18 protein-coding genes and 1 tRNA gene are annotated in these 24,898 nt (G+C 51.2%); 11 read left to right on the top strand and 8 right to left on the bottom strand.

The genetic code is table 11. The annotated features are described in order from the left end of the window. Positions 1 to 16: 16 nt before the first annotated feature. Both buk and T499_RS0108950 read right to left on the bottom strand, forming a co-directional pair. Positions 17 to 1,087, bottom strand: a complete 1,071-nt coding sequence (gene buk, locus T499_RS0108955; RefSeq protein ID WP_013064720.1) for a butyrate kinase — start codon at positions 1,085 to 1,087, stop codon at positions 17 to 19. Further along, positions 1,087 to 1,923: a phosphate acyltransferase gene (locus T499_RS0108950; RefSeq protein ID WP_013063718.1), complete on the bottom strand. Its 837-nt coding sequence runs from the start codon at positions 1,921 to 1,923 to the stop codon at positions 1,087 to 1,089. Before T499_RS0108950 ends, buk begins: the two co-directional genes overlap by 1 nt. A gap of 88 nt (positions 1,924 to 2,011) precedes the next feature. Here T499_RS0108950 and T499_RS0108945 point away from each other — a divergent pair, with 88 nt between their 5' ends. Together T499_RS0108945 and T499_RS0108940 are read left to right on the top strand one after the other, a co-directional pair. Next, the gene (locus tag T499_RS0108945) at positions 2,012 to 4,387 is read left to right on the top strand and encodes a glycoside hydrolase family 95 protein (RefSeq protein ID WP_033150705.1); all 2,376 of its coding nucleotides are present in this window, start codon (positions 2,012 to 2,014) and stop codon (positions 4,385 to 4,387) included. Beyond that, positions 4,381 to 5,268: an AraC family transcriptional regulator gene (locus T499_RS0108940; protein ID WP_033150704.1), complete on the top strand. Its 888-nt coding sequence runs from the start codon at positions 4,381 to 4,383 to the stop codon at positions 5,266 to 5,268. The genes T499_RS0108945 and T499_RS0108940 overlap by 7 nt, the downstream gene beginning before the upstream one ends. Here the strand turns inward: T499_RS0108940 and T499_RS0108935 are convergent. The 3 genes from T499_RS0108935 to gpmI all read right to left on the bottom strand — a co-directional run bounded on the left by T499_RS0108935 (position 5,263) and on the right by gpmI (position 8,212). After that, positions 5,263 to 5,895: a DUF3109 family protein gene (locus T499_RS0108935; protein ID WP_084163042.1), complete on the bottom strand. Its 633-nt coding sequence runs from the start codon at positions 5,893 to 5,895 to the stop codon at positions 5,263 to 5,265. The two genes, T499_RS0108940 and T499_RS0108935, sit on opposite strands and share 6 nt — an antisense overlap. A gap of 34 nt (positions 5,896 to 5,929) precedes the next feature. Next, positions 5,930 to 6,595, bottom strand: coding sequence for a uracil-DNA glycosylase (locus T499_RS0108930; RefSeq protein ID WP_033150703.1), 666 nt, complete (start codon positions 6,593 to 6,595; stop codon positions 5,930 to 5,932). Positions 6,596 to 6,691: 96 nt separating this feature from the next. Further along, complete coding sequence (gene gpmI / locus T499_RS0108925; protein WP_033150702.1) at positions 6,692 to 8,212, bottom strand: 2,3-bisphosphoglycerate-independent phosphoglycerate mutase; 1,521 nt, start codon at positions 8,210 to 8,212, stop codon at positions 6,692 to 6,694. A gap of 189 nt (positions 8,213 to 8,401) precedes the next feature. Between gpmI and T499_RS0108920 the strand changes: the two genes are divergently transcribed. Then, complete coding sequence (locus T499_RS0108920) at positions 8,402 to 9,571, top strand: alpha/beta hydrolase-fold protein (RefSeq protein WP_033150701.1); 1,170 nt, start codon at positions 8,402 to 8,404, stop codon at positions 9,569 to 9,571. A 142-nt stretch (positions 9,572 to 9,713) separates the two neighbouring features. On the opposite strand, the gene T499_RS0108915 is transcribed toward T499_RS0108920, so the two are convergent. Then, positions 9,714 to 10,061: a D-Ala-D-Ala carboxypeptidase family metallohydrolase gene (locus T499_RS0108915; protein ID WP_143010907.1), complete on the bottom strand. Its 348-nt coding sequence runs from the start codon at positions 10,059 to 10,061 to the stop codon at positions 9,714 to 9,716. A gap of 995 nt (positions 10,062 to 11,056) precedes the next feature. Between T499_RS0108915 and T499_RS0108910 the strand changes: the two genes are divergently transcribed. Genes T499_RS0108910 through T499_RS0108895 form a run of 4 tightly spaced genes read left to right on the top strand, consistent with a single transcriptional unit; the run spans position 11,057 to position 17,524 of the window. Continuing rightward, complete coding sequence (locus T499_RS0108910) at positions 11,057 to 12,778, top strand: class I mannose-6-phosphate isomerase (protein ID WP_033150700.1); 1,722 nt, start codon at positions 11,057 to 11,059, stop codon at positions 12,776 to 12,778. A 22-nt stretch (positions 12,779 to 12,800) separates the two neighbouring features. Then, the gene (locus T499_RS0108905; RefSeq protein ID WP_033150699.1) at positions 12,801 to 13,904 is read left to right on the top strand and encodes an ROK family protein; all 1,104 of its coding nucleotides are present in this window, start codon (positions 12,801 to 12,803) and stop codon (positions 13,902 to 13,904) included. Positions 13,905 to 13,924: 20 nt separating this feature from the next. Beyond that, positions 13,925 to 16,312, top strand: coding sequence for a GH92 family glycosyl hydrolase (locus tag T499_RS0108900; protein WP_033150698.1), 2,388 nt, complete (start codon positions 13,925 to 13,927; stop codon positions 16,310 to 16,312). Between the two features lie 33 nt (positions 16,313 to 16,345). Continuing rightward, positions 16,346 to 17,524 carry an MFS transporter gene (locus T499_RS0108895; RefSeq protein WP_033150697.1) on the top strand — a complete coding sequence of 393 codons (1,179 nt, stop codon included), beginning with the start codon at positions 16,346 to 16,348 and terminating at the stop codon, positions 17,522 to 17,524. A 62-nt stretch (positions 17,525 to 17,586) separates the two neighbouring features. Here T499_RS0108895 and T499_RS0108890 read toward each other — a convergent pair whose 3' ends face one another. After that, positions 17,587 to 17,880 carry a hypothetical protein gene (locus T499_RS0108890; RefSeq protein ID WP_033150696.1) on the bottom strand — a complete coding sequence of 98 codons (294 nt, stop codon included), beginning with the start codon at positions 17,878 to 17,880 and terminating at the stop codon, positions 17,587 to 17,589. A gap of 126 nt (positions 17,881 to 18,006) precedes the next feature. Further along, a tRNA-Asn gene (locus T499_RS0108885) sits at positions 18,007 to 18,080 on the bottom strand. A 171-nt stretch (positions 18,081 to 18,251) separates the two neighbouring features. Here T499_RS0108885 and T499_RS0108880 point away from each other — a divergent pair. From T499_RS0108880 to infB, 4 genes are all read left to right on the top strand, one after another. Further along, positions 18,252 to 20,012, top strand: coding sequence for a S41 family peptidase (locus T499_RS0108880; protein ID WP_052173580.1), 1,761 nt, complete (start codon positions 18,252 to 18,254; stop codon positions 20,010 to 20,012). 110 nt (positions 20,013 to 20,122) lie between these two features. Continuing rightward, a complete protein-coding gene (gene rimP / locus T499_RS0108875) occupies positions 20,123 to 20,590 on the top strand; it encodes a ribosome assembly cofactor RimP (RefSeq protein WP_013065455.1) in 468 nt (155 codons plus the stop codon). A 77-nt stretch (positions 20,591 to 20,667) separates the two neighbouring features. Continuing rightward, positions 20,668 to 21,927, top strand: coding sequence for a transcription termination factor NusA (nusA, locus tag T499_RS0108870; RefSeq protein ID WP_033150694.1), 1,260 nt, complete (start codon positions 20,668 to 20,670; stop codon positions 21,925 to 21,927). Positions 21,928 to 22,048: 121 nt separating this feature from the next. Next, positions 22,049 to 24,898, top strand: a complete 2,850-nt coding sequence (gene infB / locus T499_RS0108865) for a translation initiation factor IF-2 (protein WP_033150693.1) — start codon at positions 22,049 to 22,051, stop codon at positions 24,896 to 24,898.

Here is a 24,898-nt window from a genome sequence, read left to right as displayed (position 1 = left end):
TTACCTACGTTTTTGTTTACTTGTACTCCTTAGCCTTCCGTTTGCCTTGCAGCACCGCCAGGGCGTTCAGGGCCAGGGCTTCCATCTCGTCTTCGCCTGGGAAACAGCGGATGGGTGCCAGAAAGCCCACTCGCTCACGGATACGACTCACGATATATTCACTCCTGGCAAGGCCACCTGTTAGCAGGATGGCATCTATCTGACCACAGAGCACAGCACTCTCGGAGGCGATGTTCTTGGCCACATGATATATCATCGCATCCAGGATTAGTTTGGCGTGCTGGTCGCCATAATCCTCGATGCGGCGCAACACCTCGCGCACATCGTTGGTACCCAGATGGGCATTCAGTCCAGCCTTGCCGGCAATGCGCTTCAACAGTTGCTTCTCGTTATATTTTCCACTAAAACAGAGTCGGATGAGATCCGATGCTGGCAGCGAACCGGCACGTTCGGGCGAGAACGGGCCCTCGCCATCCAGAGCGTTGTTGGCATCAACGGCACGGCCCTTTTCGTGGGCTGCGATAGAGATGCCGCCACCCATGTGGCAGATAATCAGATTCAAGTCTTCATACTCCTTACCTATCTCCGATGCATACCTGCGAGCTATGGCGCGCTGGTTAAGGGCATGCCAGATGCAGATACGGTTCATCAGCGGCGAACCTGAGATACGGGCATAGTCGTTCAACTCATCCACCACACCAGGATCGGCTATAAACGAGCGGCAATGAGGGATGGTAGCAGCTATCTCGTGGGCTATCAGGCAGCCTAAGTTACAGGCGTGGTTATGCAGGGCAATACCGCTGTGGGTATCCTGTATCATCAAGTCGTTAATCTCGTAAACACCACCTTCGAGCGGTTTCACCAGTCCACCTCGGCCTATCACAGCATCAAACTCCACGGGTATATCGGCCTGGCGCAACTCGTCGAGCACCAGCTGCTTACGAAAGTCCTGCTGTTCAATCACATCGTCGAAATGGGCCAGCTCGTCGGCACTATGGGCAATGGTGCGGACCAGCAGAGGCGATTCGTCGTCGAAAACGGCAATCTTCGTAGATGTTGAACCTGGGTTTATAACTAATATCTTCATTAAATTGCAGCTAAAGCCAAAGAGTAGTACTTTGAATCGGGGCTGTCGGCACGCGATGGCAGCACGCAGCAGCACTGGGTGCCCTGCAGCACACCAGCCGTCTTGGCATAACCAAACAGGGTGATGGTTTTGTAGAACACATTACCAGCTACGATATCGGGGAATATCAAGGCATCGGCCTGTCCGTCAATCACGCTGTGGATACCCTTTTCGCGCAGACTAACGGAGTCGAGCGATGTCTTGAGGTCGAGTGGACCATCGATGATGCAACGTCCGAACTTACCCGTCTGAGCCTCGGCTATAATCTCTAAGTAATCCACGGTATATGGGAATGTTTTGGCACTCACTTTCTCGGCACAGTGAATGAGCGAGATACGCGGCTCTTCGATACCCAAGGCGTGGCACACATAGTTTACATAGTGTATCTGCTGGCGGCGCTGGGCCTCGGTGGGTACAGGTATCACGGCTGCATCGGTAAAAAACAACAGCTTCTCGTACTTAGGTATCTCGGCCATCGCCACATGGGTTAACACATGGCCTGGGCGCAGTATGCCGTTCTCCTTATCCAGGATAGCCTTCAGCAGCACATCGGTATTCACAAGGCCCTTCATCAGGATATCGGCCTCGCCATTCTTACACAGGGCCACAGCACGGCGCGCGCACTCCTCCTTGTCGTCGCCATCCACGTAGATAGGCTCGATAAAACCCATCTCCTTACCCTTCTCAACTGCGTATCGGGTGCTGGCATCGTTGGCACAAACCACAGCCACGCGCTTCTTGTCGCCACGCTGCTGCAGAAAGACTATCATATCATTTAAAGTTCGTATCGACTGCATAGGTTTATTATTTTTATCGGTTTAATGGCGCAAATATACAAATATTTTTGTATCTTTGCAAGCAGAAACCGATAAAAACAAAAAAAAGATGAAGAATTACCTGCTTTTACTAACTATGACGTGCCTAACTGCTACGGCACAGCAGCAGGCTCCAATGGTATTGGAGTACAACAAACCAGCTACGTTTTTCGAAGAATCGCTACCTATTGGTAACGGTAAGATGGGTGCCCTGATTTATGGCGGCACCGACGACAACGTGATTTATCTGAACGACATTACGCTGTGGACAGGTAAACCTGTGGATCGCAACCTGGATGCCGATGCCCACAAGTGGATACCTGAGATTCGCAAGGCGCTTTTTAACGAGAACTATGCGCTGGCCGACTCGCTGCAGCTGCACGTGCAGGGTCCTAACTCGCAGCACTACCAGCCACTGGGCACACTGCATATCAAGGACTTAGGTCTGGGCGAGATTAAGCACTACCGCCGCACGCTGGATATCGACTCGGCGATTGTTCGCGACAGTTACGAACGCGACGGCCGCCGCATCACCCGCGAGTATTTTGCCTCTAATCCTGATAAGCTGATAGCTATCCGTCTGCGTGGCGACATCAACTGCCAGATAGCTCTTACAGCCCAGGTGCCCCACCAGGTAAAGAGCGGCTTAGGACAGCTTACTATGACGGGCCACGCCACAGGCGATGCACAGGAGAGTACACACTTCTGCACCATCCTGAGCGTAAAGACTGATGGCGAGATGGCTGCCAGCGACTCGTCGCTCACCATCACCAAGGCCAAGGAGGCTATCATCTACATTGTAAACGAAACCAGCTTTAACGGGTTCGATAAGCACCCTGTACGCGAGGGCGCCAACTACCTGGAGGCTGTAACCAACGACCTGTGGCACACACAGAACATGACGTTCGACGAGTTCTATGCCCGCCACCTGGCCGATTATAAGACTATCTACGACCGCGTAAAAATCTGTCTGAACAAGGGCGGTCGCAATCCTAAGGACCTGCCAGGTGCCAAGGATCGCCGTATGACCGACGAGATGCTGCTGGATTATACCAATGGCAACGACCAGACACCTTATCTGGAGGAGCTTTACTTCCAGTTCGGCCGCTATCTGCTTATCTCAGCCTCGCGCACCAAGAACGTGCCTGCCAACCTGCAGGGTTTGTGGGCACCCCAGTTGTGGTCGCCCTGGCGTGGCAACTATACGGTAAACATCAATTTGGAGGAGAACTACTGGCCTGCCTTTGTGGCTAACATGGCCGAGATGGCTGAGCCACTTGACGGTTTTATTGCCGGACTGGCTGCCAACGGTAAGTTCACCGCCAAGAACTACTATAACATCCACGAGGGCTGGTGCTCGAGTCACAACAGCGACATCTGGGCGATGACCAACCCTGTGGGCGAGAAGAACGAGAGTCCTGAGTGGAGTAACTGGAACCTAGGTGGTGCCTGGCTGGTAAACACCCTGTGGGAGCGCTACCAGTTTACACAGGACAAGGCTTACCTGAAGAACATTGCCTATCCGCTGATGAAGGGTGCTGCCCAGTTCTGCTTGCGTTGGCTCATCGACAACCCCAAGCAGCCAGGCGAGCTGATTACTGCCCCCAGCACATCGCCCGAAAACGAGTATAAGACCGATAAGGGCTATCACGGCACTACCTGCTACGGTGGTACAGCCGATCTGGCCATTATCCGCGAACTGTTTATCAACACCATTGCTGCAGGCAAGGTGCTTGGACTGAAGAATAAGGAGATGGAGCAGACCCTGGCTAAGCTGCACCCCTACACTATCGGCCACATGGGCGACCTGAACGAGTGGTACTACGACTGGGACGACTGGGATTTCCAGCATCGCCATCAGAGCCACCTCATCGGTCTCTACCCAGGCAATCATCTCACTGATGCCACCCTGCAGAAGGCAGCCGAGCGTTCGCTGGAGATTAAGGGCGACAAGACCACCGGTTGGAGCACAGGCTGGCGTATTAACCTGTGGGCCCGTCTGCACAACGCCAAGCAGGCTTATCACATCTATCAGAAGCTGCTTACACCTATTGCCCCACGCGGTGTGCGTAAGGAGGATTGGAAGGCCTGGCACAATGGCGGCGGTACCTACCCCAACCTGTTTGATGCGCATCCACCTTTCCAGATTGATGGTAACTTTGGCGGCACAGCCGGTGTGTGCGAGATGCTGATGCAAAGTTCAATAGTTAATGGTCAATGTTCAATCGAGTTACTGCCAGCATGCCCAGAGCAGTGGCAAGATGGCGCCATTAGCGGATTGTGCGCTCGTGGTGGCTACGAGGTAAGCTTCGAGTGGAAGGATGGCAAGGTGCGCGGTTGCAGCATCAAAGCCAAGAAAGCAGGAACACTTACGCTTATATATAACGGTCAGCAGAAGAAGGTAAAACTGAAGGCTGGCGAGACACAAAACATTAAAACATGGTAAAAGCTAAAAAGCAAATACTGATACAGGACACTGAGTTTAAAAAGGCAAAAAACTGGGAAGGATCGGTTTGTCTCGACGACGACCTGCTGTTGTCCGACCAGATTAACAAGGCCCCTATGCCCAGCGAGCCCAGAAAGATGAACTTCATTCTGATTGGTCTTTGCACCAAAGGAAAGATTAGCTACCGCATGGACACCGAAGAACTGGTGGTACATGCCGGTGAGATGCTTGTGGCTAGCGAACGCCACGTTATCGATGGTTACAAGTGCTCTGATGATATGGAGGGCTTGTGCATCATGATGAGTGTGGATTTCTTCCACGAGATCATCAAGAGCGTACACGATGTAAGCTCGCTGTTTGTGTTTGCCCGCATGCAGCCTGTGATGAAGCTCGAGGCCGACGAGATTGCAACGTTCACAGAATACTTCCAGTTTATCAAACAAAAAATCAGCGACAACCACAACCATTTCCGTAAGGACCTGATTCGCACGCTCATGCTGGCCATGTTCTACGATGTGGGTAATGTGATTTACAGGGTGAAGAATTTCGACGAGTCGCTGCTACGTTCCGAGAAGGTGTTTACACAATTCCTGAAGATGGTTGAGGAGAACTGCAAACGCGAACGCCGCGTCAGTTGGTATGCCCAGCAGCTCAACATCACCCCCAAATACCTTTCTACAGCCGTTAAGCGCATCAGCGGTCGCACAGCCGTAGAATGGATCGAGAGTTATGTAACCATGGAATTGCGCGTGCTTCTGAAAAACAGCACCAAATCCATCAAGGAGATAACCGAAGAGTTGAACTTCCCCAATCAGAGTTTCCTGGGTAAGTACTTTAAGGAACACGTAGGCATGACGCCCTCGGCCTATCGCAAATCATAGGTAGCCCTGCTCCTTCAGCTCGCTCACGGTATCAAGCAGCTCCTGATACCAAGCCTCGCCAAAGCGACGGATCAACGGATCGCGCAGGAACTGATACAGATACAGATGCACCTGAATGCCCTTGGCAATGGCCATCTTACAAACGCTCCAGCGGTTGTAGTTCAAGCCCGTCAAGCCGCCGCCAAGCTGCTTTTCGCGGATAGGATACAAAGCACAGCTAATAGGCTTGCAGAAGTGGGTACGCCCTGCTCTGTAAGCCTTTTCTAATGCACACAGGCAACAGTTCTTAATGGGCAGGTGGGTGTTCCAATCCTCAATGTCGCCGTAATAGGTAAACACACAATCCTTTCCCCCTACAATACTGGTTACCAGGTCGCCCTCCTGATCGGTATAGGCCACGCCCTGCTTGTCGATAACAGCCTGTGCCGATGCCGAGAGGTCGTCCCACACGTCATCCACGCATGCTTCGATGGCAGCTATTTCGTCCATCGTTACAGGGGCGCCTGCATCGCCTTCAACACAGCACTCGCCCTTGCAAACGCTCAGGTCGCAACAAAACTTCTCCGTCAGTATCTCCGACGAGAGCAACACATCACCTACTTGTATAATTGGGGGAATTGTATTCAATTGATAATTGATAATTGATAATTGATAATTTTGATTACCATTGTATGGGAGCCTGGCCGTTTTGTTCGAGATAGGCATTACAGCGCGAGAATTGGTGCTGACCGAACCAGCCGCCACGATTAGCACTCAGTGGCGATGGGTGTACGCTCTCAAGCACCAGGTTGTTCTGCTTGTCAATCATATACGCCTTCGAGCGGGCATAGCCGCCCCACAGCATATACACCAGGTGCTGGCGGTTTTGTGCCAATGCCTGTATAGCGGCATCGGTAAACTTCTGCCACCCCAGCTGCGAGTGACTGTTGGCCTGATGAGCGCGAACGGTAAGCGATGCATTAAGCAGCAGCACGCCCTGCTCGGCCCAACGGGTAAGATTGCCCGATGTGGGGATAGGCGTACCAAGGTCGGCCTGAATCTCCTTGAAGATATTCTGCAGCGAGGGCGGAAACTGGATACCGTCCTGAACCGAGAAACTCAGTCCGTGTGCCTGTCCTGGCTCGTGATAGGGGTCCTGACCGATAATCACTACCTTTACCTGGTCGAACGGACACAGGTTAAAGGCATTAAATATCAGTTTGCCTGGGGGATAGCACGTAGAAGTTTGATACTCCTTTCGCACAGCCTCAGCAAGCTGCGTAAAGTAAGGCTTTTCAAACTCGCCACTAAGGTGTCCCTTCCAAGATTCCTCTATCTGTACTGCCATATTCTTTTAAAATTTGGCACGGATTACGCAGATTAACACAGATTATTTTTTCGTTATCAAAAATCCGTGAAATCCGTGTAATCCGTGCCTAAAACATTAATCACAAATCAGGTTCTCACCAGTCATGTCGGCAGGCTGCTCCAGACCCATGATGTGCAGGATTGAAGGAGCCACGTCGGCCAGACGTCCGTCCTTAACTGTAGCCGAGTTGTTGTTGGTTACATAGATGAAAGGAACGGGGTTCAGTGAGTGAGCGGTATTTGGAGTACCATCGGCGTTGATAGCGTTGTCGGCATTACCGTGGTCGGCAATGATGATAGCCTCGTAGTCGTTGGCCTTAGCAGCCTCGATCACATCCTTCACGCAGTTGTCAACAGCCCAAACAGCCTTGGCAATAGCGTTGTAGATACCTGTGTGACCTACCATGTCGCCGTTAGCAAAGTTAACTACGATAAAGTCGTACTTAGCCTCGTTGATAGCAGCCACCAGCTTGTCCTTCACCTCGAAGGCGCTCATCTCAGGCTTCAGGTCGTAGGTAGCAACCTTTGGACTTGGAACCAGGATACGATCCTCGCCCTCGTATGGCTGCTCGCGACCACCGTTGAAGAAGAATGTTACGTGAGCATACTTCTCGGTCTCGGCAGTGTGCAACTGCTTCTTGCCCTGCTTGCTCAGATACTCGCCCAGTGTATTCTCAACGTTCTCTTTGGGGAAGAGGATGTTCACACCCTTGAAGTTAGCGTCGTATGGAGTCATGCAGTAGTACTGCAGACCAGGGATGGTCTTCATGCCCTGCTCTGGCATATCCTCCTGAGTCAGCGCGATAGTCATCTCCTTGGCACGGTCGTTACGGAAGTTGATGAAAATCACTACATCACCCTCTTCGATGCAACCGTTAACAGCGGCATTGTGGATTGGCTTAACAAACTCGTCGGTAACGCCCTCGTCGTAGCTCTCCTGCATAGCAGCAACCATATCGGTGCTCTGCTTACCAGTACCCTTCACAATCAGGTCGTAACCCTCTTTTACACGCTCCCAGCGCTTATCGCGGTCCATAGCGTAGAAACGACCTACGATTGATGCGATGGCAGCGTCGTTATCGGCACAAACCTTGCTAATCTGCTCGATAAAGCCCTTACCGCTCTTGGGGTCGGTATCACGACCATCCATGAAGCAGTGCACAAAAGTCTGGTTCTTCAGACCGTAAGCCTTACCAATCTCGATGAGCTTGAACAGGTGGTCGAGCGAAGAGTGTACACCTCCGTTAGATGTCAGTCCCATCAGGTGCAGCTTCTTGTTGTTCTCCTTGGCGTAGGTGTAAGCAGCCTTAACCTGTGGATTCTCCATGATAGAGCCGTCCTTGCAGGCGCGGTTAATCTTTACCAGGTCCTGATAAACGATGCGTCCGGCACCGATGTTCAGGTGACCTACCTCTGAGTTACCCATCTGTCCGTCGGGCAAACCTACATCCTCACCAGATGCCTGGAGCTGAGAGTGAGCCGAAGTAGCTGTTAACAGATCGAGGTAAGGAGTTGGCGTGTTGAAAATCACATCACCCTTACCATGCTTACCGATTCCCCATCCATCGAGAATCATCAAAAGTGCTTTCTTTGCCATAATCTTATTACTAATTTAAACGTACGTTCTTAAAATCGCGTGCAAAGTTACGAAAAAAAACTATCATAGCCGCATTACGCATCCATGTTTATTGATAAAAAAACAAAAAACTCTGTATATCAATACGTTCGGTTCGCAAAAAACAATTATCTTTGCAACATCAAGTTAACAATTTTTCTTTTTGTACATATGAGAACAAAAGTTTTGCTGGTCGCCCTGTTTGCGGCCGTTTGCTGCACCCAGATGGCAGCACAACCATTTGCCAAAGAGACCTTTCCCGAGGGATCGTACTCGCCAGTAACCAACGTAAACCGTAACGGCTATCCACGTGTACTTAAGGATGGTAGCGTGATGTTTCGCGTAAATGCCCCCGAGGCCCAGAAGGTACAGATTGACCTTTGCGGCACCAAGTACGATATGACCCGCGACGAGCGTGGTACGTGGCGTGTAACCACCCGCCCCCAAGTGCCCGGATTCCACTATTATTTCCTGCTGATTGATGGTGTTTCGGTAGCCGATCCTGCCAGCCAATCGTTCTACGGCTGCAGCCGCTGGTCGAGTGCCATCGAAATCAAAGAGGATGGCTGTGCCGACTTCGAGGTGCAGGATGTGCCACGCGGCGAGGTGCGCACCGTTTACTACTATTCAAAGGTCGACGAGGCCTATCGCCCCTTGATGATTTACACCCCAGCCGGCTATAACGAGAGCACCCAGCAATACCCCGTGGTTTACATTCAGCATGGTGGTGGCGAGGACCATCGCGGCTGGATGGAGCAAGGCCGCACCGCTCAGATTATGGACAATCTGATAGCTGCAGGCAAGGCCGTTCCTATGATTGTGGTGAGTGCCAACAGCAACGTGCAGGCACGCAGCGGCGGCTTTGGTGGCGGCTACAGCTGGCAGGGCATGCAGAACTTCCGTAACGAACTGATTGATAACGTGATACCTTTTATTGAGAAGAACTATCGTGTAAAAGCCGACCGCAAGTATCGCGCCATGTGCGGCCTGTCGATGGGTGGCGGCCAGTCGTTCTACATCGGCCTGCGTTCGCCCCAGGTATTTGCCAACGTAGGCGTGTTCTCAACAGGCATGTTCGGTGGCATCCAAGGCGCCTCAAACTTCGACTTAGAGAAAGAAGTACCAGGCATGCTATCCGATGTGCAGGGCTTTAACAAGAATCTGGATGTGTTCTTCATCACCTGCGGCGAGCAAGACCCACGCATCAGCCACACCCGCAACATCGTAAAAAAAATGCAGGATGCCGGCATCCAGGTACGCTTTGCCGCCTACCCTGGCGACCATGAGTGGCAGCCCTGGCGCAAATCCCTCCACCAGTTCGCCCAGTATCTGTTTAAGTAATCCCTATCATCATGGCAAGTAATGCAGATTTTGTACAGTACATCGCCGACCAGTGTAGCGGTGCGGGCGAGATTGTAGCCAAGAAGAAGAAATAAAAAAGCCGCCGACGCATCTTTCTCGAGATACATCGGCGGTTACTATTTTACGCCTGTATAAGCCTTACTTTTCGTCGATTCCCTTTTGCTTTTACGGCAAAGTGGAGCCAATAACCGCCTCTGGGCGAATACTCTAACAGCAGCTCGTCAAAGTCTTCTCTCGACTGATCGCTGACATCAAGCAGGATGGTGGCATATCGGATAAGTTGCTCCATGCCAGCCACGCGGATATCGGCTGCACAGCCAGTAAGATGGTTACTGGTAGCCACACCTCCAATCACATTATTAACCGCCTCCGAACGGAATCCACTGTTGATGATAATGGGGTCGTTACCCTCTCCATATCGTCGGTTCCACTCACTTCGCAGCATCTCCAGCCTACGCCAGAGCTGCACAAAGCAATCTTGATTATTTTCCCAACTTCCGATGGCGTCACGAATCGTTACCCCATCCTCTCGGTCCTCTTTATCTACATAGCAAGCACTGCCTTGCGGGTGTTGCCATCCCCCCCCTACGCTGGGGGTACGCGTAGGGGGTACGGATTAACAATAAAAAAAGTCTCGGGTTTCGTAGGCACCGTCGCGAATCACGACGGTGCCCTGAATCGGCCCCCCGCGACCGGTGGTCATAGTGGTCAAGGTCAAAATGGTCATTTTCGATTTCGGAAACGCGGTCATTGCTCACTATATATAAATAGAATATTTATATTATAGTGGGGAAATTTGACAGTTGATTTTCGATTTTGACCAAAATGACTTTGACCATCGCGACCGCGGCAGGAAAAATCCGAGAAAACGAAAAATAATGGGCCGAATCGTTCGTGAACCACAATCAAAATATCGTACCTTTGCATCGTCAAAATAAAGATAGAACGACGCTCCCGCACGCGGAAAAAGATTCTCCCACGTGCACTAAAAAAATCTCCCACACGTGAGCGCAAATCTACATCGGAGTTTAGACATTAAACATTAAAGATTAAACATTAAAAATTATTTTACAAACTAAAAATTAAAGATTATGGCATTGAAAGTAAAAGCAAAGGAACAGTTGCAGAACATCGGCAAGTATTGCGACAGCGGTGGCATCGACGACGGCCCCAACGGAGACTAAGTTTTAGGCACGGATAACACGGCCTTTTTTAAAAAAGGACACGGTTATAGCCAATACACAAAAGCTGTGTTTCTCTAAAAGAGAGCCGCGTCATCCGTGCCAAAATTAACCCGAAGTATGAACTAAATATGCCCTGCAGATGGGGGTGTTCATCTGAAAAAAATGCAAATTGAGAAAGTATCTTTTAAAAAATGCAAATTAATTTTGTTTATTCTTTATAGGGATATACTTTTGCAAACCGAAACAACATGTGCTGAACATACTGGACTTAAAATAAATAATGAGAAAATCAAATTATGACAAGTTTCCTTCGACCAAGTTTGAGGGGAATATCTTACAGGGATGGGATGCCATCATGGCCCAGCTGAAAGGGGCTATGATGGGCAACGCAATGTGTATCGACCTATATACGGGCGTGTATGAAAACGAGATCATCGAGGCTTTTTCGGGATGGGGAAAGATTATCAATACCCGCGACCTGATGAAGCCCGAAGAGGAAATCAGGAAGATGACCGAACCGTTTATGACCGACGATGTGCTGTTTGGCTACATCACCAACCTGAAAATGGTCGATTTCTTCAGCGAAGAGAAACTGCGCGCCGCCAGCAACGAACTGGCAACAGCCACAGTGCCTACAGTAGTGATTGGTATTGGCGCCTGCCTGGTGGCCCCTGCCAACGCATTGAAGGTGTATGTGGACATGGCCCGCTGGGAGATACAGCAGCGATTCCGTAGGCACGAGGTGATGGCGCTGGGCGTTGACAACCGCGAGGATGCCGTGTCGATCCAATACAAACGCGGATTGTTTATCGACTGGCGCGTACTCGACAAGTACAAAGACAAGCTCTTTACAAGCATCGACTGGTGGTTGGACACCCATATCGCAGGCGAACCCAAGATGATTGACAGCAGTACCTTTTTTCAGGGCATCGAGAAAACCTCGAAAACGCCCTTCCGCGTGGTACCTTTCTTCGACCCAGCTCCATGGGGCGGCCAGTGGATGAAAGAGGTGTGCGACCTGGACCGCTCGAAAACCAACTTCGGCTGGTGTTTCGACTGTGTGCCCGAGGAGAACAGTCTGCTGTTCGAGGTGAACGGCGTGCGTTTCGAGCTGCCCTCGGTCGATCTGGTGCTGCTGAAGAGCCGACCATTGCTCGGTGAGCCTGTAGAGGCCCGTTTTGGCAAGGATTTTCCGATTCGTTTCGACTTTCTCGACACCATGGGCGGTGGCAATCTGAGTTTGCAGGTGCATCCCACCACCCAGTTTATCCGCGAGAATTTCGGCATGTACTATACACAGGACGAGAGCTACTATCTGCTGGATGCCGGAGAGGATGCTGTGGTGTATCTGGGACTGAAAGAAGGTATCGACAAGGATGCGATGATCGACGACCTGCGTAAGGCTCAGAAAGGCGGTTTTGTGTTCGACACCGAGAAATATGTGAATAAGATTAAGGCCAAGAAGCACGACCACTTTCTGATTCCTGGCGGAACGGTGCATTGCTCGGGTGCTGAGAGCATGGTGCTGGAAATCAGTTCGACGCCAAACATTTTCACCTTTAAGCTGTGGGACTGGCAACGACTGGGGCTGGACGGCAAACCGCGCCCCATCAACGTGGAACGTGGAAAGGATGTGATCGACTGGGGCCGCGACACGCAGTATGTATATCAACATCTGCGCAATCAGTTTGAAACCCTTGCCGAGGGCGACGGATGGCAGGAGGAGCGCACGGGACTGCATCGCAATGAGTTTATCGAAACCCGTCGCCACACCTTCAGCAAGTCCGTGCATCATACCACCAACGGCAGTGTGAATGTATTCAACCTGCTGGAAGGCGATGAGGCCATCATCGAGAGTCCCACCCAAGCCTTCGAGCCATTCGTGGTGCACTATGCCGAAACATTTATCATCCCTGCCTGCGTAGGCGAATATACCATCCGTCCTTATGGCGCCTCGGAGGGTAAGACATGCGTCACCATCAAAGCATACGTACGTTGCTAATTTTTAAAACCACTATTATATTATGTACCAACACGACAAACGAATTGTATTAACACTGGATGCAGGAGGTACCAACTTCGTATTCTCGGCCATCCAGGGGTGTAAGGAACTGGTAGTGCCCATCCGACTGGCTGCTGTGACGGATGATACCGAGGCTTGTCTGCACGTTCTGGTTGAAGGATTTTCGCAGGTGATGCAGCAGCTGCCATCAAAGCCTGTGGCCATTAGTTTTGCTTTCCCAGGGCCTGCCGACTACGAACATGGCATCATTGGCGACCTGCCCAACTTCCCCTCGTTCAGGGGCGGTGTGGCCTTAGGTCCTTTCTTGGAAGAGAAGTTTGGCATCCCCGTTTTCATCAACAACGACGGCAACCTGTTTGCCTATGGCGAAGCACTGGCTGGTTCGCTGCCTGCCATCAACAATCTGCTGGCATCGCATGGTTGCAACAAGCGCTATCGCAACCTGATTGGCATCACCTTGGGAACAGGATTCGGCGCAGGTGTCGTCATCGATGGCCGACTGCTGACAGGCGATAACGGCTGTGGCGGTGATGTGTGGATTATGCGCAACAAGAAATATCCTGAGCTGATAGCCGAAGAGAGTGTGAGCATCAGGGCCGTGCGCAGGGTTTATGCCGAATTGTCGAAGACCGACGACGCCAACCTGACACCGAAGGATATCTTTGATATCGCCGAAGGCACCACACCAGGCAACCCTTCAGCTGCCATCGCTGCTTTCAGAGAGTTAGGTGTGATGGCGGGTGCCGCTATTGCCAACGCCCTCAACATCGTTGATGGCATGGTGGTGATAGGCGGCGGTTTGGCAGGTGCAGCCAAGTATATCCTGCCGGGCGTGATGAGCGAACTGAGATCGCAGGTTGAAACCTTTGCCGGCAACACATTCCATTGTCTGCAGATGGATGTTTACAACCTGAGCGATGCCCACGAGATGGCCCGATTTCTGGAAGAGAAGGACACGCTGGTAGAGGTGCCCCTGTCGGACAAGCGTGCCAGATATTCACGCGACACGAAGATTGGTGTGATGGTATCTGAACTGGGCGCCAGCCGCGCCATCGCACTGGGTGCCTACACATTTGCTTTAGCACAACTCGACAACAACAGATAACTTTAAACATAACACAGAAAATGAAAAAATCTAGATTTATCTTAGGAATGCTGTCCTTGCTTGGATTGGCAGCCTGTTCCACAACAACAAGTACCCCACTCGACGAAACGCTGATTGACTATGTGAAGCCCAATCTGGGCACCGTTCACAGTCGTTGGTTCTTCTACACGCCCGCTGCCGAACCTTTCGGCATGGCCAAACTGGGCGCCTCGACCAATGGCACCTATGGCAACAATCAGGGATGGGAAGCCATTGGCTACGAGGATGGTCACACCTCTATCGACGGATTCCCCTGTCTGCACGAGTTTCAGGTTGGCGGCATCTCGCTCATGCCTGTTACAGGCGAGGTGAAAACGGTGCCTGGCAAGCTGGAGAAACCCGACGAAGGTTTCCGCTCGCGCTTCGACAAGGATAGCGAAACAGCTCATCCCGGCTACTATTCGGTACTGCTGAAAGACTATCAGGTAAAAACCGAACTCACAGCCACAACACGCGTGGGTTTCCAACGCTACACGTTCCCAGCATCCAGGTCGTCGCACATTCTGCTCAACATCGGTAACCGCCAGGGTGAGAGTGGCGCTGTGAAGGATGCCTATATCCATCAGATCGACGGCAACACCATCGAGGGCTATGTGGTTACAGAGCCTGAATATGTGAAGAAATATCAGGCAGGCGCCACCGTATCGATGTATTTCTATGCTGTGCTCGACAAGGCACCTGCATCGGTAGATGTGTTTTATCAGGGCGACAGCCTGAAAGCCGGTACAGAGATTAAAGGTCCTGGTGCCATCATGAGTCTGAACTATACAACCCGTCAGAACGATCAGGTAAACGTAAAAATCGGTTTGTCGTACACCTCGATTGCCAATGCCAAGCTGAATCTGGAGACAGAGGCCAAGAACCTGACATTCGACGAGGCACTGGCTGCTACAACCCAGAAGTGGCACAAGGCCCTGAACCGCATCAAGGTATCAGGCGGCACGAACGACAACAAGATCAAGTTCTACACAGGTCTTTATCACGTGCTGCTGGGCAGAGGAATTGCCAGCGATGTGAATGGCGCCTATCCCAAGAACGACGGCACCGTGGGAGTAATCCCTGCGGGTAAAGACGGGAAACCTCTCCACAATCATTACAATACCGACGCCATCTGGGGCGCCTACTGGAACCTGACACCGCTATGGGCCATGGCTTATCCTGAGTATTATAACGAGTGGGTGAACAGTCAGCTGCTGGTTTACAAGGATGCCGGCTGGCTGGGTGATGGCATTGCCAACAGCAAGTACGTGTCGGGTGTAGGCACCAATATGGTGAGCATCGCTATTGCAGGCGCCTATAACAGCGGCATTCGCGATTTTGATATAGCCACTGCCTACGAGGCTGCGCTGAAGAACGAGCTCTGCTCTGACAACCGTATCGAGGGTGCAGGAAAGATGGATGTGGGCCAGTTTGTAGAGAAGGGTTATGTACCCTTCGACGACAGCATCTTCTATGGCACACATCGTGGCGGATCTCAATTCTCGGTTTCTCATACCGTAGAGTATAGTTTCAGCGCCTATGCGGTAGCACAGCTGGCCAAAGCCTTGGGCAAGGAGGCCGACTACAAGCAGCTGATGGCCCTCTCGAACGGTTGGACCAAGCTGTTCGACGACGATCTGAAGATGATTCGTCCGCGCGTGGCCAACGGCGATTTTATCGATCATTTCAACCCACTGGAGTCGTGGCGCGGTTTCCAGGAGGGTAACGCCTTCCAATACACTTTCTTTGTGCCACAGAATCCTGAGGCATTGGTGGCCCGCATGGGTCAGGAAGAGTTTAATCACCGCCTCGACTCGGTCTTCACCGAAGCCCGAAAAACCATCTTTGGTGGCGGCAAGGTGGTGAATGCCTTCTCGGGTGTGGCCAGTCCGTATAATCATGGCAACCAGCCAAGTCTGCACATTCCCTGGCTGTTCAACTTCTCAGGCAAGCCTTATCTCACCCAGAAGTGGACCCGCCTGATTTGCGAGGAGTTCTATGGCACAACTGGCGAGCATGGTTATGGCTACGGTCAGGACGAAGACCAGGGCCAGCTGGGTGCCTGGTTTGTGATGGCAGCGATGGGCTTGTTTGATGTGCAGGGCGGTGCCTGCGAGCATCCTACCTATCAGCTGGGCAGTCCGCTGTTCGACAGAATCGAGATTCAGTTGAGCGACAAATACGCATCGGGCAAGACGTTCGTTATCGAAACAGAAGGTAATGGCGCTGGTGCCAGCTATATCCAGTCGGCCGAACTGAACGGCAAAACCTGGAACAAGTGCTGGCTGTTCCGCGATGAGCTCTTCAAGGGTGGTGTACTCAAGCTCAAAATGGGCACTCAGCCCAATAACAACTGGGGACTGGAAGCACCCGTTCATTGTCCGCAGTAATCAGCAGTACACCAACTTCCAACAACTATCATCATGAAACAAAAACCGATTTTTTCTGCCCTCCCGATACTGTTCGGGTTCTTTATCATGGGCTTCTGCGATATCGTAGGCATCTCGTCCGACTATGTACAGCGCAGTTTCGGATGGTCGCCAGTAATGACAGGCTTCGTGCCTTCGCTGGTATTTATCTGGTTCCTGTTCCTCAGCATCCCTGTGGGCAATCAGATGAACAGATGGGGCCGCAAAAACACCGTTCTGCTGAGTATGGGTATCACCGTGGTGGGCATGCTCCTGCCGCTGGTGACCTATAACAGCACAACCTGCATGCTTGCCTATGCCCTGCTGGGCATTGGCAACGCCATTCTGCAAGTATCGCTGAATCCGCTGTTGAATAATGTGATAACCGATGATAAACTCCTGACCAGCAGTCTTACTGCCGGTCAGGTTATCAAGGCAATATCCTCACTGGTAGGTCCGGAAATCGTACTGCTGGCAGTAAACTATGGCGGCGAGGATAAGTGGTACTACTGTTTCCCGCTATTGGGTTTCACCACCCTACTGTCGGCGGTTTGGCTGATGCTCACCCCTATCAAGCGCGAACCAGCTGTTGCCGAGAGCCAGGTATCCCTTTCTTCTTCGTTCGCATTACTGAAGAATCAAACGATACTTCAGCTGTTTCTGGGCATTTTCTTTATCGTGGGTGTTGATGTGGGCACCAATTACATCAGTTCCAAACTGATGGCCATGCGGTTCGGATGGGATGAGGACGCAGTAAAGTTTGCACCTCAGGTTTATTTCTTCTGTCGAACCATAGGCGCCTTGATAGGTGTGTTTGCGCTGTCGCGCGTGGCAAGCATCAAGTATTTCAGAGTCAATATCCTGTGTTGCATCGCTGCGCTGCTGGTGATGCTGACAGTAGAGCACGATATGGTTAACCTGGCATGCATCGGGGCCGTGGGCTTTTTTGCCTCGTCGGTATTCTCTATCATCTATTCGAAGGCCATCCAGGCTCAACCCGACAAAGCCAATCAGATTTCAGGACTGATGATAACTGCCGTTGCAGGCGGCGGTGTGGTCACCCCTGTGATTGGTTTCGCCATTGGCGCCATAGGCATCATCGGCGGCATCCTTATAACGCTGTGCTGCGTGCTTTATCTCACCTATTGTGCTTTTGGTCACGCAGGTAGCTGCATGGGCCACGGACCATTCTAAGGATGGTTTAGCCCCAACCTCAAGAGGACCGACATTCACAACGAATGCCGGTCCTCTCGCTTCTAACTCATAATAACATATTTGGTAAATACCAGTATCAGCATCATGAAGGAAAAGGCGAAAGCCCAATATTTACTGGCGCACTTTAGCAATGCGGTCGAAAAATGCATCTGCTCGTTGGATGTGGCATACTTAATTAAGACAACTGCCATAGTGAACAACAATGCTACATAGAATGCGCTGCCTACCATATAGCCCCACCCCATAAACTGGAGGTTATTAAGCATATTGAGGAATGGCACACTAAGGAATACGCATGCAATAATAATCGATTGTTTATCCGTTGCTTTCATCATTTTATATCTCTTATTTATTAATTGACGGTGCAAAGATAACTACTTTCGATGGCAAAAAGGGTTAACCGAACGTTATTTTTTTGTTAAATCACAAAAAAAGTCCCAACCTTGCGATTGGGACTTAAGCGCTTCAGGATGGGCTTGAACCAACGACCCCCTGATTAACAGTCAGGTGCTCTAACCAACTGAGCTACTGAAGCAGGTATTGCTGTTAAGCGGGTGCAAAAGTACGAGGATTTTTTGAAACTACCAAACTTTTTTGGAAAAAAATGACTATAAACCTTAATTTTTTTCATTTTTCAGACAAAAATGCACGTTTTTCGCCGTAAATCTTGTAATTTTGCAGCCATAAACATTAATTATATAGGATGATGAAGAAACGATTAATGATAGCTCTTTGCGCGATGGCCCTATCCACCACCGCCACAATGGCCCAGAAAACCAGCGACCACAACTTTGAGGTGGCTAAGCAGCTGGATATACTGAACCACGTATATAAGAATCTGGACCTGCTGTATGTGGATACGCTGAACCCCAAGGAAACGGTGGGCACAGCCATTAACGCCATGTTGCGCAGTCTTGACCCCTATACCGAATACTACGCACAGGACGAAACCAAGAACCTGCGACAGATGCTTACAGGAAAGTATGCAGGTATAGGCGCCGTGGTGCGCAAACACCAGAAACTGGACCGTGTGGTGATTGACGAGCCATACGAGAACATGCCAGCCGCCGAGGCCGGACTGAAGAAGGGCGACATCATACTGAGTATCGACGACTCGATGATGATATCGAAAGAGGTGGGCTACGTGAGCAGTCATCTGCGTGGCGAGCCTGGCACTACCTTTGTACTGAAGGCCATGCGCCCCAGCACGGGTAAGCTGATGAACTTTAAGATTACACGTCGCAACATCAAACTTCCCGAACTGCCCTACTACGGTGTAAAGGATGGCGTGGGCTACATCGTTCTGAACCAGTTTACCGAAGGATGCGCCAAGGAGGTGCGTCGTGCATTTGTGGATTTGAAGAAACAGGGTGCCACATCGCTGATTTTCGACCTGCGCGGCAATGGCGGCGGATCGGAGCAGGAGGCTGTGGATATCTTGAACATCTGGCTGGCAAAAGGCGTAAAGGTGGTTGAGAACCGAGGCAAACTGCGCCAGGCCAGCAAGGGATACGAAACCCGCGTAGAGCCCGTTGACACCGTGATGCCCATGGTGGTGCTGGTGAACAGCGAGACGGCATCGGCCAGCGAGATTACCAGCGGCGCGCTGCAGGATTTGGATCGCGCCATTATATTAGGTACGCGTACGTATGGTAAGGGATTGGTACAGATTCCTATCGACCTGCCTTACAATACCAACATGAAGGTAACCACCTCGAAATACTACATCCCCAGCGGGCGCTGCATTCAGGCTTATAACTACAAGCGCGGCATGGGCTATCAGGAGCATATACCCGACTCGCTCACCAAGGTGTTCTACACCCGCAACGGTCGCGAGGTGCGCGATGGCGGTGGCATTATGCCCGATGTAGAGCTGAAGGGCGACACCATACCTAACATTGCCTTCTACCTGAGCGCCAGCGGACAGGACTCAACCGAGGTGATGTTCGACTACGTGGTGGATTACATTGCCAAGCACCCGCAGATAGCACCAGCTACCGAGTTCCACATCAGCGATGCCGACTGGCAGGAGTTTAAGGCCCGCGTAATAAAGAGCGGTTTTACTTACGACCCAGTGAGCAAGAAGCAGTTGGCCGAACTGGTGAGGACAGCTAAGTTTGAGGGCTACTACGATGATGCCAAGCAGACTTTTGACGAGCTGGAGAAGCAGCTGAACCACAACGTGGCTACCGACCTGGACAAGCACGAGAAGGTGCTGCGACAGGTGCTTGAGACTGATATCATTGCCGCCTACTACTACCAGCGCGGCACCATCGAGGCTGCCTTGGCTTACGACAAACAGGTGAAAGAGGCTATACGCCTGCTGAAGAATCAGGAGGAGTACAAGAAAATACTGCAGCCCAAGAAGCCCAAGCAGACTGCCCAGCTGATACAGCTGCAGAAGAAAACGCCCGTAAATATCACCAAAAACGCCCCTAAACGAATGATTTTTAGTGATTTAGCATAAAAAAGTGAAGAAAAATTTGGAGGATTGCAGAATTATTCGTAATTTTGCACCCGTTCAGCGGAATGAGAGGCTCGAAAGAGTCTCTCATTTCACATTTTAATAACTGATAGATGATAAATAAAGAGATTATTCAGACATTAACGGAAGAGTGGTTGCAGGGCAACGAGTACTTCCTGGTAGACGTGAACTTTGCGGCTGATGACCGCATCGTGATTGAGATTGACCATGCCGATGGTGTATGGATCGAGGATTGTGCAGCATTGAGCCGATTCCTGCAGGAGCGCCTGGGCGAGGAACTCGGAGAATACGAACTGGAAGTGGGCAGCGCCGGCTTAGGTCAGCCATTTAAGGTAGCCCAGCAATACATGAACCACATTGGCGACACCCTTGAGGTGCTGCAGGCCGATGGTAAGAAGGTACAGGGCACGCTGAAGGCTGTAGATGCCCCAAGCTTTACCATTACCGTACAGGAAAAGCAGAAGATTGAAGGCAAGAAGCGCCCCGTGCTGGTAGATGTAGATAAGACCTACCAGATGGACGAGGTGAAGTACGCCAAGTACGTGCTGGCCTTTAAATAAAATGTAAAAATTAAAAAATTCAAGAATGTAATAATTCAAGGATTGTAGTTTGGTAAAAATTAAAAAACAATATAAGAATGGCAGTAAAAAAAGAAGAGAAGGGCCCCTCAATGATTGAGACCTTCCAGGAATTCAAGGAAACCAAGAACATCGATCGTACCACACTGGTGAGCGTACTGGAGGAAAGCTTCCGTAACGTTATCGCTAAGATTTTTGGTTCGGACGAGAATTTTGACGTGATCGTAAACCCCGACAAGGGCGACTTTGAGATTCACCGTAACCGCGTGGTAGTACCCGACGGCGAGGTGATGGATGAGAACAAGGAGATTGAGCTGAGCGTGGCTCAGAAGATTGAGCCCGACTACGAGGTTGGCGAGGAAGTATCAGAGGAGGTACAGTTCGCTAAGTTTGGTCGCCGTGCCATTCTGAACCTGCGTCAGACTCTGGCTTCGAAGATTCTGGAGCTGGAGCACGACTCACTCTACCAGAAGTACAAGGATAAGGTTCACCAGGTAGTTAGCGGTGAAGTTTACCAGATTTGGAAGCGCGAGGTACTGCTGATTGACGATGAGGGTAACGAGCTGCACTTGCCAAAGCAGGAGCAGATTCCTGGCGACAACTACCACAAGGGCGAGACCGTACGTGCCGTAGTAAAGGAGGTACAGAACGAGAACAACAACCCTCGTATCATCCTCTCTCGTACAAGCCCTGTATTCCTGGAGCGTTTGCTCGAGGCTGAGGTACCTGAGATTCAGGACGGACTGATTACCATCAAGCGCGTGGCCCGTATCCCTGGCGACCGTGCCAAGGTGGCTGTTGAGAGCTACGACGACCGTATCGATCCAGTAGGAGCCTGCGTAGGTGTTAAGGGTAGCCGTGTGCACGGTATCGTTCGCGAGCTGTGCAACGAGAATATCGACGTGATCAACTACTCGGCTAACACCCAGCTGTTTATCCAGCGCGCACTTAGCCCAGCTAAGATTTCGAGCATCAACCTGGATCAGGAGAACCACAAGGCCGAGGTTTATCTGCAGCCCGAGGAGGTATCGCTGGCCATCGGTCGTGGCGGTATGAACATCAAGCTGGCCTCTATGCTTACCGAATATACCATCGACGTATTCCGTGTGCTTAACGAAGGCGAGGCCGATGAGGATATCTACCTGGATGAGTTCTCTGACGAGATCGACCAGTGGGTTATCGATGCCATCAAGGCTATCGGACTGGATACAGCTAAGGCTGTGCTCAATGCTCCACGTGAAATGTTGATTGAGAAGGCCGACCTGGAGGAAGAGACCGTCGACCAGCTGCTGGATGTACTCCGCGCGGAGTTTGAATAACAATTTAAAAATGATAAAATGTAAAAATGTAAAAATTGGCAACGCTGATATTGCATTAATTACATTGAGCATTTTAATTGTTACATTTTTAAATTATTAAATTTTATAATTTTCGAATTAGATGGGTGTAAGATTAAATAAAGTATTAACAGAATTGAATATCGGACTTCAGACGGCCGTTGACTATCTGAAGAAGAAGAACCTGGGCGAGATCAACGACGCCACTATGAACACCAAGATTAGCGACGAGCAGTACAACGCGCTGGTTAAGGAGTTTAAGGGCGACAAGGATGTGAAGAACCAGGCCGCTATGATATTCCCCAAAAAGGAGAAGAAAGCTAAACCCGACTTTAAATCTGAAACCGTTGAGGTAAAGGATGAAATCAAGCAGACTTTCACTCCATTAGGAAAGATTGACCTGAGCAGCGTGGGCAAGCCCGCCAAGCATCAGGAGGAGAAGCCACAGGCAGCAGCACCCGCTGAGCCTAAGGCCGAGCCCAAACCCGAGCCAAAGCCAGAGCCAAAACCTGAGGTTAAGCCTGAGCCAAAGCCCGAGGTGAAAGCCGAAGTAAAACTCGAACCCAAGCCCGAGCCAAAGCCTGAGGTGAAGCCTGAGCCAAAACCAGAGCCCAAAGCCGAGGTTAAGCCAGAGCCCGAGGTAAAAGCTGAGCCCAAGCAGGAGGAAAAGCCTGCCGCTACCGAGCAGAAGAGCATCTTTACGCTGAAGAGCGAGAAGAAGATGGCTCCTAACTTTAACGTGGTAGGTAAGATCGACCTCGACTCGCTGAACCAGAGCACTCGTCCGAAGAAGAAGTCGAAGGAGGAGCGCCGCAAGGAGCGCGAGGAGAAGCAGGCCCAGATGCACGGCGAGAAGAAAAAGCGCGAGCGCATTCACGGCGGCAAGGAGCGTGTTGACATCGAGGCTGCAGCCAGTCAGGACAACCGTAATGGCGGCAACCAGAACAACAATAAGAAGAACAAGGGTGGCAACCAGAACTTCCAGGATGGAAACAACGGTGGCGGCAAGAAGAACAAGAAGAACCGCCCCATCCAGAAGCCACTGGAGGTTGACGACGAGGCAGTAGCCCGCCAGGTAAAGGAAACACTGGCCCGCCTTACCTCGAAGAACCAGAATAAGAAGGGTGCCAAGTACCGTCGTGAGAAGCGTGATGCCGTAGCAGAGCGCATGAACGAGGAGATGGCAGCCGAGGCAGCACAGAGCAAGATTCTGAAGCTTACCGAGTTTGTAACCGTATCAGAGCTGGCCACCATGATGAACGTAGGTGTGAACCAGGTTATCGGTACCTGTATGAGCATCGGTATCATGGTATCTATCAACCAGCGTCTGGATGCTGAGACCATCAACATCGTAGCCGAGGAGTTCGGATTCACCACCGAATATGTATCAGCCGAAGTACAGAACGCCATTACTGAGGAGGAGGATGACGAGAACGATCTGATCAGCCGCGCTCCTATCGTAACTGTGATGGGACACGTTGACCACGGTAAGACATCGCTGCTCGACCACATCCGCAACACCAACGTGATTGCCGGTGAGGCCGGTGGTATTACACAGCACATCGGTGCTTACAACGTGAAGCTGAAGGATGGCCGACAGATTACCTTCCTGGATACCCCAGGACACGAGGCATTTACCGCCATGCGTGCTCGTGGTGCCCAGGTAACCGATATCGCCATCATCATCGTAGCAGCCGACGACTCAGTGATGCCTACCACCAAGGAGGCCATCGCCCACGCACAGGCTGCCAACGTACCAATGGTATTCGCTATTAACAAGATTGATAAACCAGGTGCTAACCCCGATAAGATTCGTGAGGACCTGGCCAACATGAACCTGCTGGTTGAGGAATGGGGCGGTAAGTACCAGTGCCAGGAGATCAGCGCCAAGAAGGGTATCGGCGTTGACGAGCTGCTGGAAAAGGTACTGCTCGAGGCCGAGATGCTCGACCTGAAGGCTAATCCTAACCGTAAGGCTACCGGTAGCATTATCGAGAGTTCGCTCGACAAGGGTCGTGGTTACGTTTCAACCGTACTAGTATCAAACGGTACACTGAAGGTAGGCGACGTAGTGATTGCAGGTACTGCCTGGGGTAAGGTAAAGGCTATGTTCAATGAGCGTAACCAGCGCATTGAAAAGGCCGGTCCTGCCGAGCCAGCTATCATTCTTGGTTTGAACGGTGCTCCTACTGCTGGTGACTCGTTCCACGTGATGGAGAGTGAGCAGGAGGCCCGCGAGATTGCCAACAAGCGTATCCAGCTGCAGCGCGAGCAGAGCCTGCGTACCACCACCAAGCTTGGACTGGACGAGCTGTCGCACCGTATCGCTCTGGGTGAGTTCCACGAGTTGAACATCATCGTTAAGGGTGACACCGACGGTAGTATCGAGGCCCTCTCTGATTCGTTCATCAAGCTCTCTACCGAGAAGGTTCAGGTGAACGTGATCAACAAGGCTGTGGGTCAGATTTCAGAGAACGATGTGATGCTGGCATCAGCTTCTGAGGCTATCATCATCGGATTCCAGGTACGTCCTTCGGCCGATGCCCGTAAGGCTGCCGACCGCGAGGGTGTAGAAATCAATACCTACTCTATCATCTACGACGCTATCGACGATGTGAAGCAGACCATGCAGGGTATGCTTGATAAGGTTAAGAAGGAGATTCTGGCTGGTGAGATCGAGGTTAAGCAGGTATTCAAGATCTCGAAGGTTGGTACTGTTGCCGGTGGTTTGGTTACCAGCGGTAAGGTACACAACAAGGACAAGGCCCGCGTTATCCGCGATGGTATCGTGATCCACACCGCTCCTATCGACGCCCTGAAGCGTTACAAGGACGATGCCAAGGAGGTTGCAAGCGGACTGGAGTGTGGTATCTCACTGGTTAACTTCAACGATATCCAGGTAGGTGATATCATCGAGACCTTCACAGAGATTGAGGTAGAACAGAAACTGTAA

The sequence above is a fragment of the Prevotella sp. RM4 genome (assembly GCF_000701965.1).
In the GTDB taxonomy this organism is placed as follows: Bacteria; Bacteroidota; Bacteroidia; order Bacteroidales; family Bacteroidaceae; genus Prevotella; species Prevotella ruminicola.
This window is presented reverse-complemented; position numbering and strand designations above follow the sequence as displayed.

Excerpts from the sequence above, each read along its gene's own strand:
- T499_RS0108940 (WP_033150704.1), top strand. The coding sequence starts at position 4,381 with ATGGTAAAAGCTAAAAAGCAAATACTGATACAGGACACTGAGTTTAAA.
- rimP (WP_013065455.1), top strand. The coding sequence starts at position 20,123 with ATGATAAATAAAGAGATTATTCAGACATTAACGGAAGAGTGGTTGCAG.
- T499_RS0108905 (WP_033150699.1), top strand. The coding sequence starts at position 12,801 with ATGTACCAACACGACAAACGAATTGTATTAACACTGGATGCAGGAGGT.
- infB (WP_033150693.1), top strand. The coding sequence starts at position 22,049 with ATGGGTGTAAGATTAAATAAAGTATTAACAGAATTGAATATCGGACTT.
- T499_RS0108920 (WP_033150701.1), top strand. The coding sequence starts at position 8,402 with ATGAGAACAAAAGTTTTGCTGGTCGCCCTGTTTGCGGCCGTTTGCTGC.
- T499_RS0108880 (WP_052173580.1), top strand. The coding sequence starts at position 18,252 with ATGAAGAAACGATTAATGATAGCTCTTTGCGCGATGGCCCTATCCACC.
- T499_RS0108950 (WP_013063718.1), bottom strand. The coding sequence starts at position 1,923 with ATGCAGTCGATACGAACTTTAAATGATATGATAGTCTTTCTGCAGCAG.
- T499_RS0108945 (WP_033150705.1), top strand. The coding sequence starts at position 2,012 with ATGAAGAATTACCTGCTTTTACTAACTATGACGTGCCTAACTGCTACG.
- T499_RS0108900 (WP_033150698.1), top strand. The coding sequence starts at position 13,925 with ATGAAAAAATCTAGATTTATCTTAGGAATGCTGTCCTTGCTTGGATTG.
- T499_RS0108890 (WP_033150696.1), bottom strand. The coding sequence starts at position 17,880 with ATGATGAAAGCAACGGATAAACAATCGATTATTATTGCATGCGTATTC.
- T499_RS0108910 (WP_033150700.1), top strand. The coding sequence starts at position 11,057 with ATGAGAAAATCAAATTATGACAAGTTTCCTTCGACCAAGTTTGAGGGG.
- nusA (WP_033150694.1), top strand. The coding sequence starts at position 20,668 with ATGGCAGTAAAAAAAGAAGAGAAGGGCCCCTCAATGATTGAGACCTTC.
- T499_RS0108895 (WP_033150697.1), top strand. The coding sequence starts at position 16,346 with ATGAAACAAAAACCGATTTTTTCTGCCCTCCCGATACTGTTCGGGTTC.
- T499_RS0108930 (WP_033150703.1), bottom strand. The coding sequence starts at position 6,595 with ATGGCAGTACAGATAGAGGAATCTTGGAAGGGACACCTTAGTGGCGAG.
- gpmI (WP_033150702.1), bottom strand. The coding sequence starts at position 8,212 with ATGGCAAAGAAAGCACTTTTGATGATTCTCGATGGATGGGGAATCGGT.
- buk (WP_013064720.1), bottom strand. The coding sequence starts at position 1,087 with ATGAAGATATTAGTTATAAACCCAGGTTCAACATCTACGAAGATTGCC.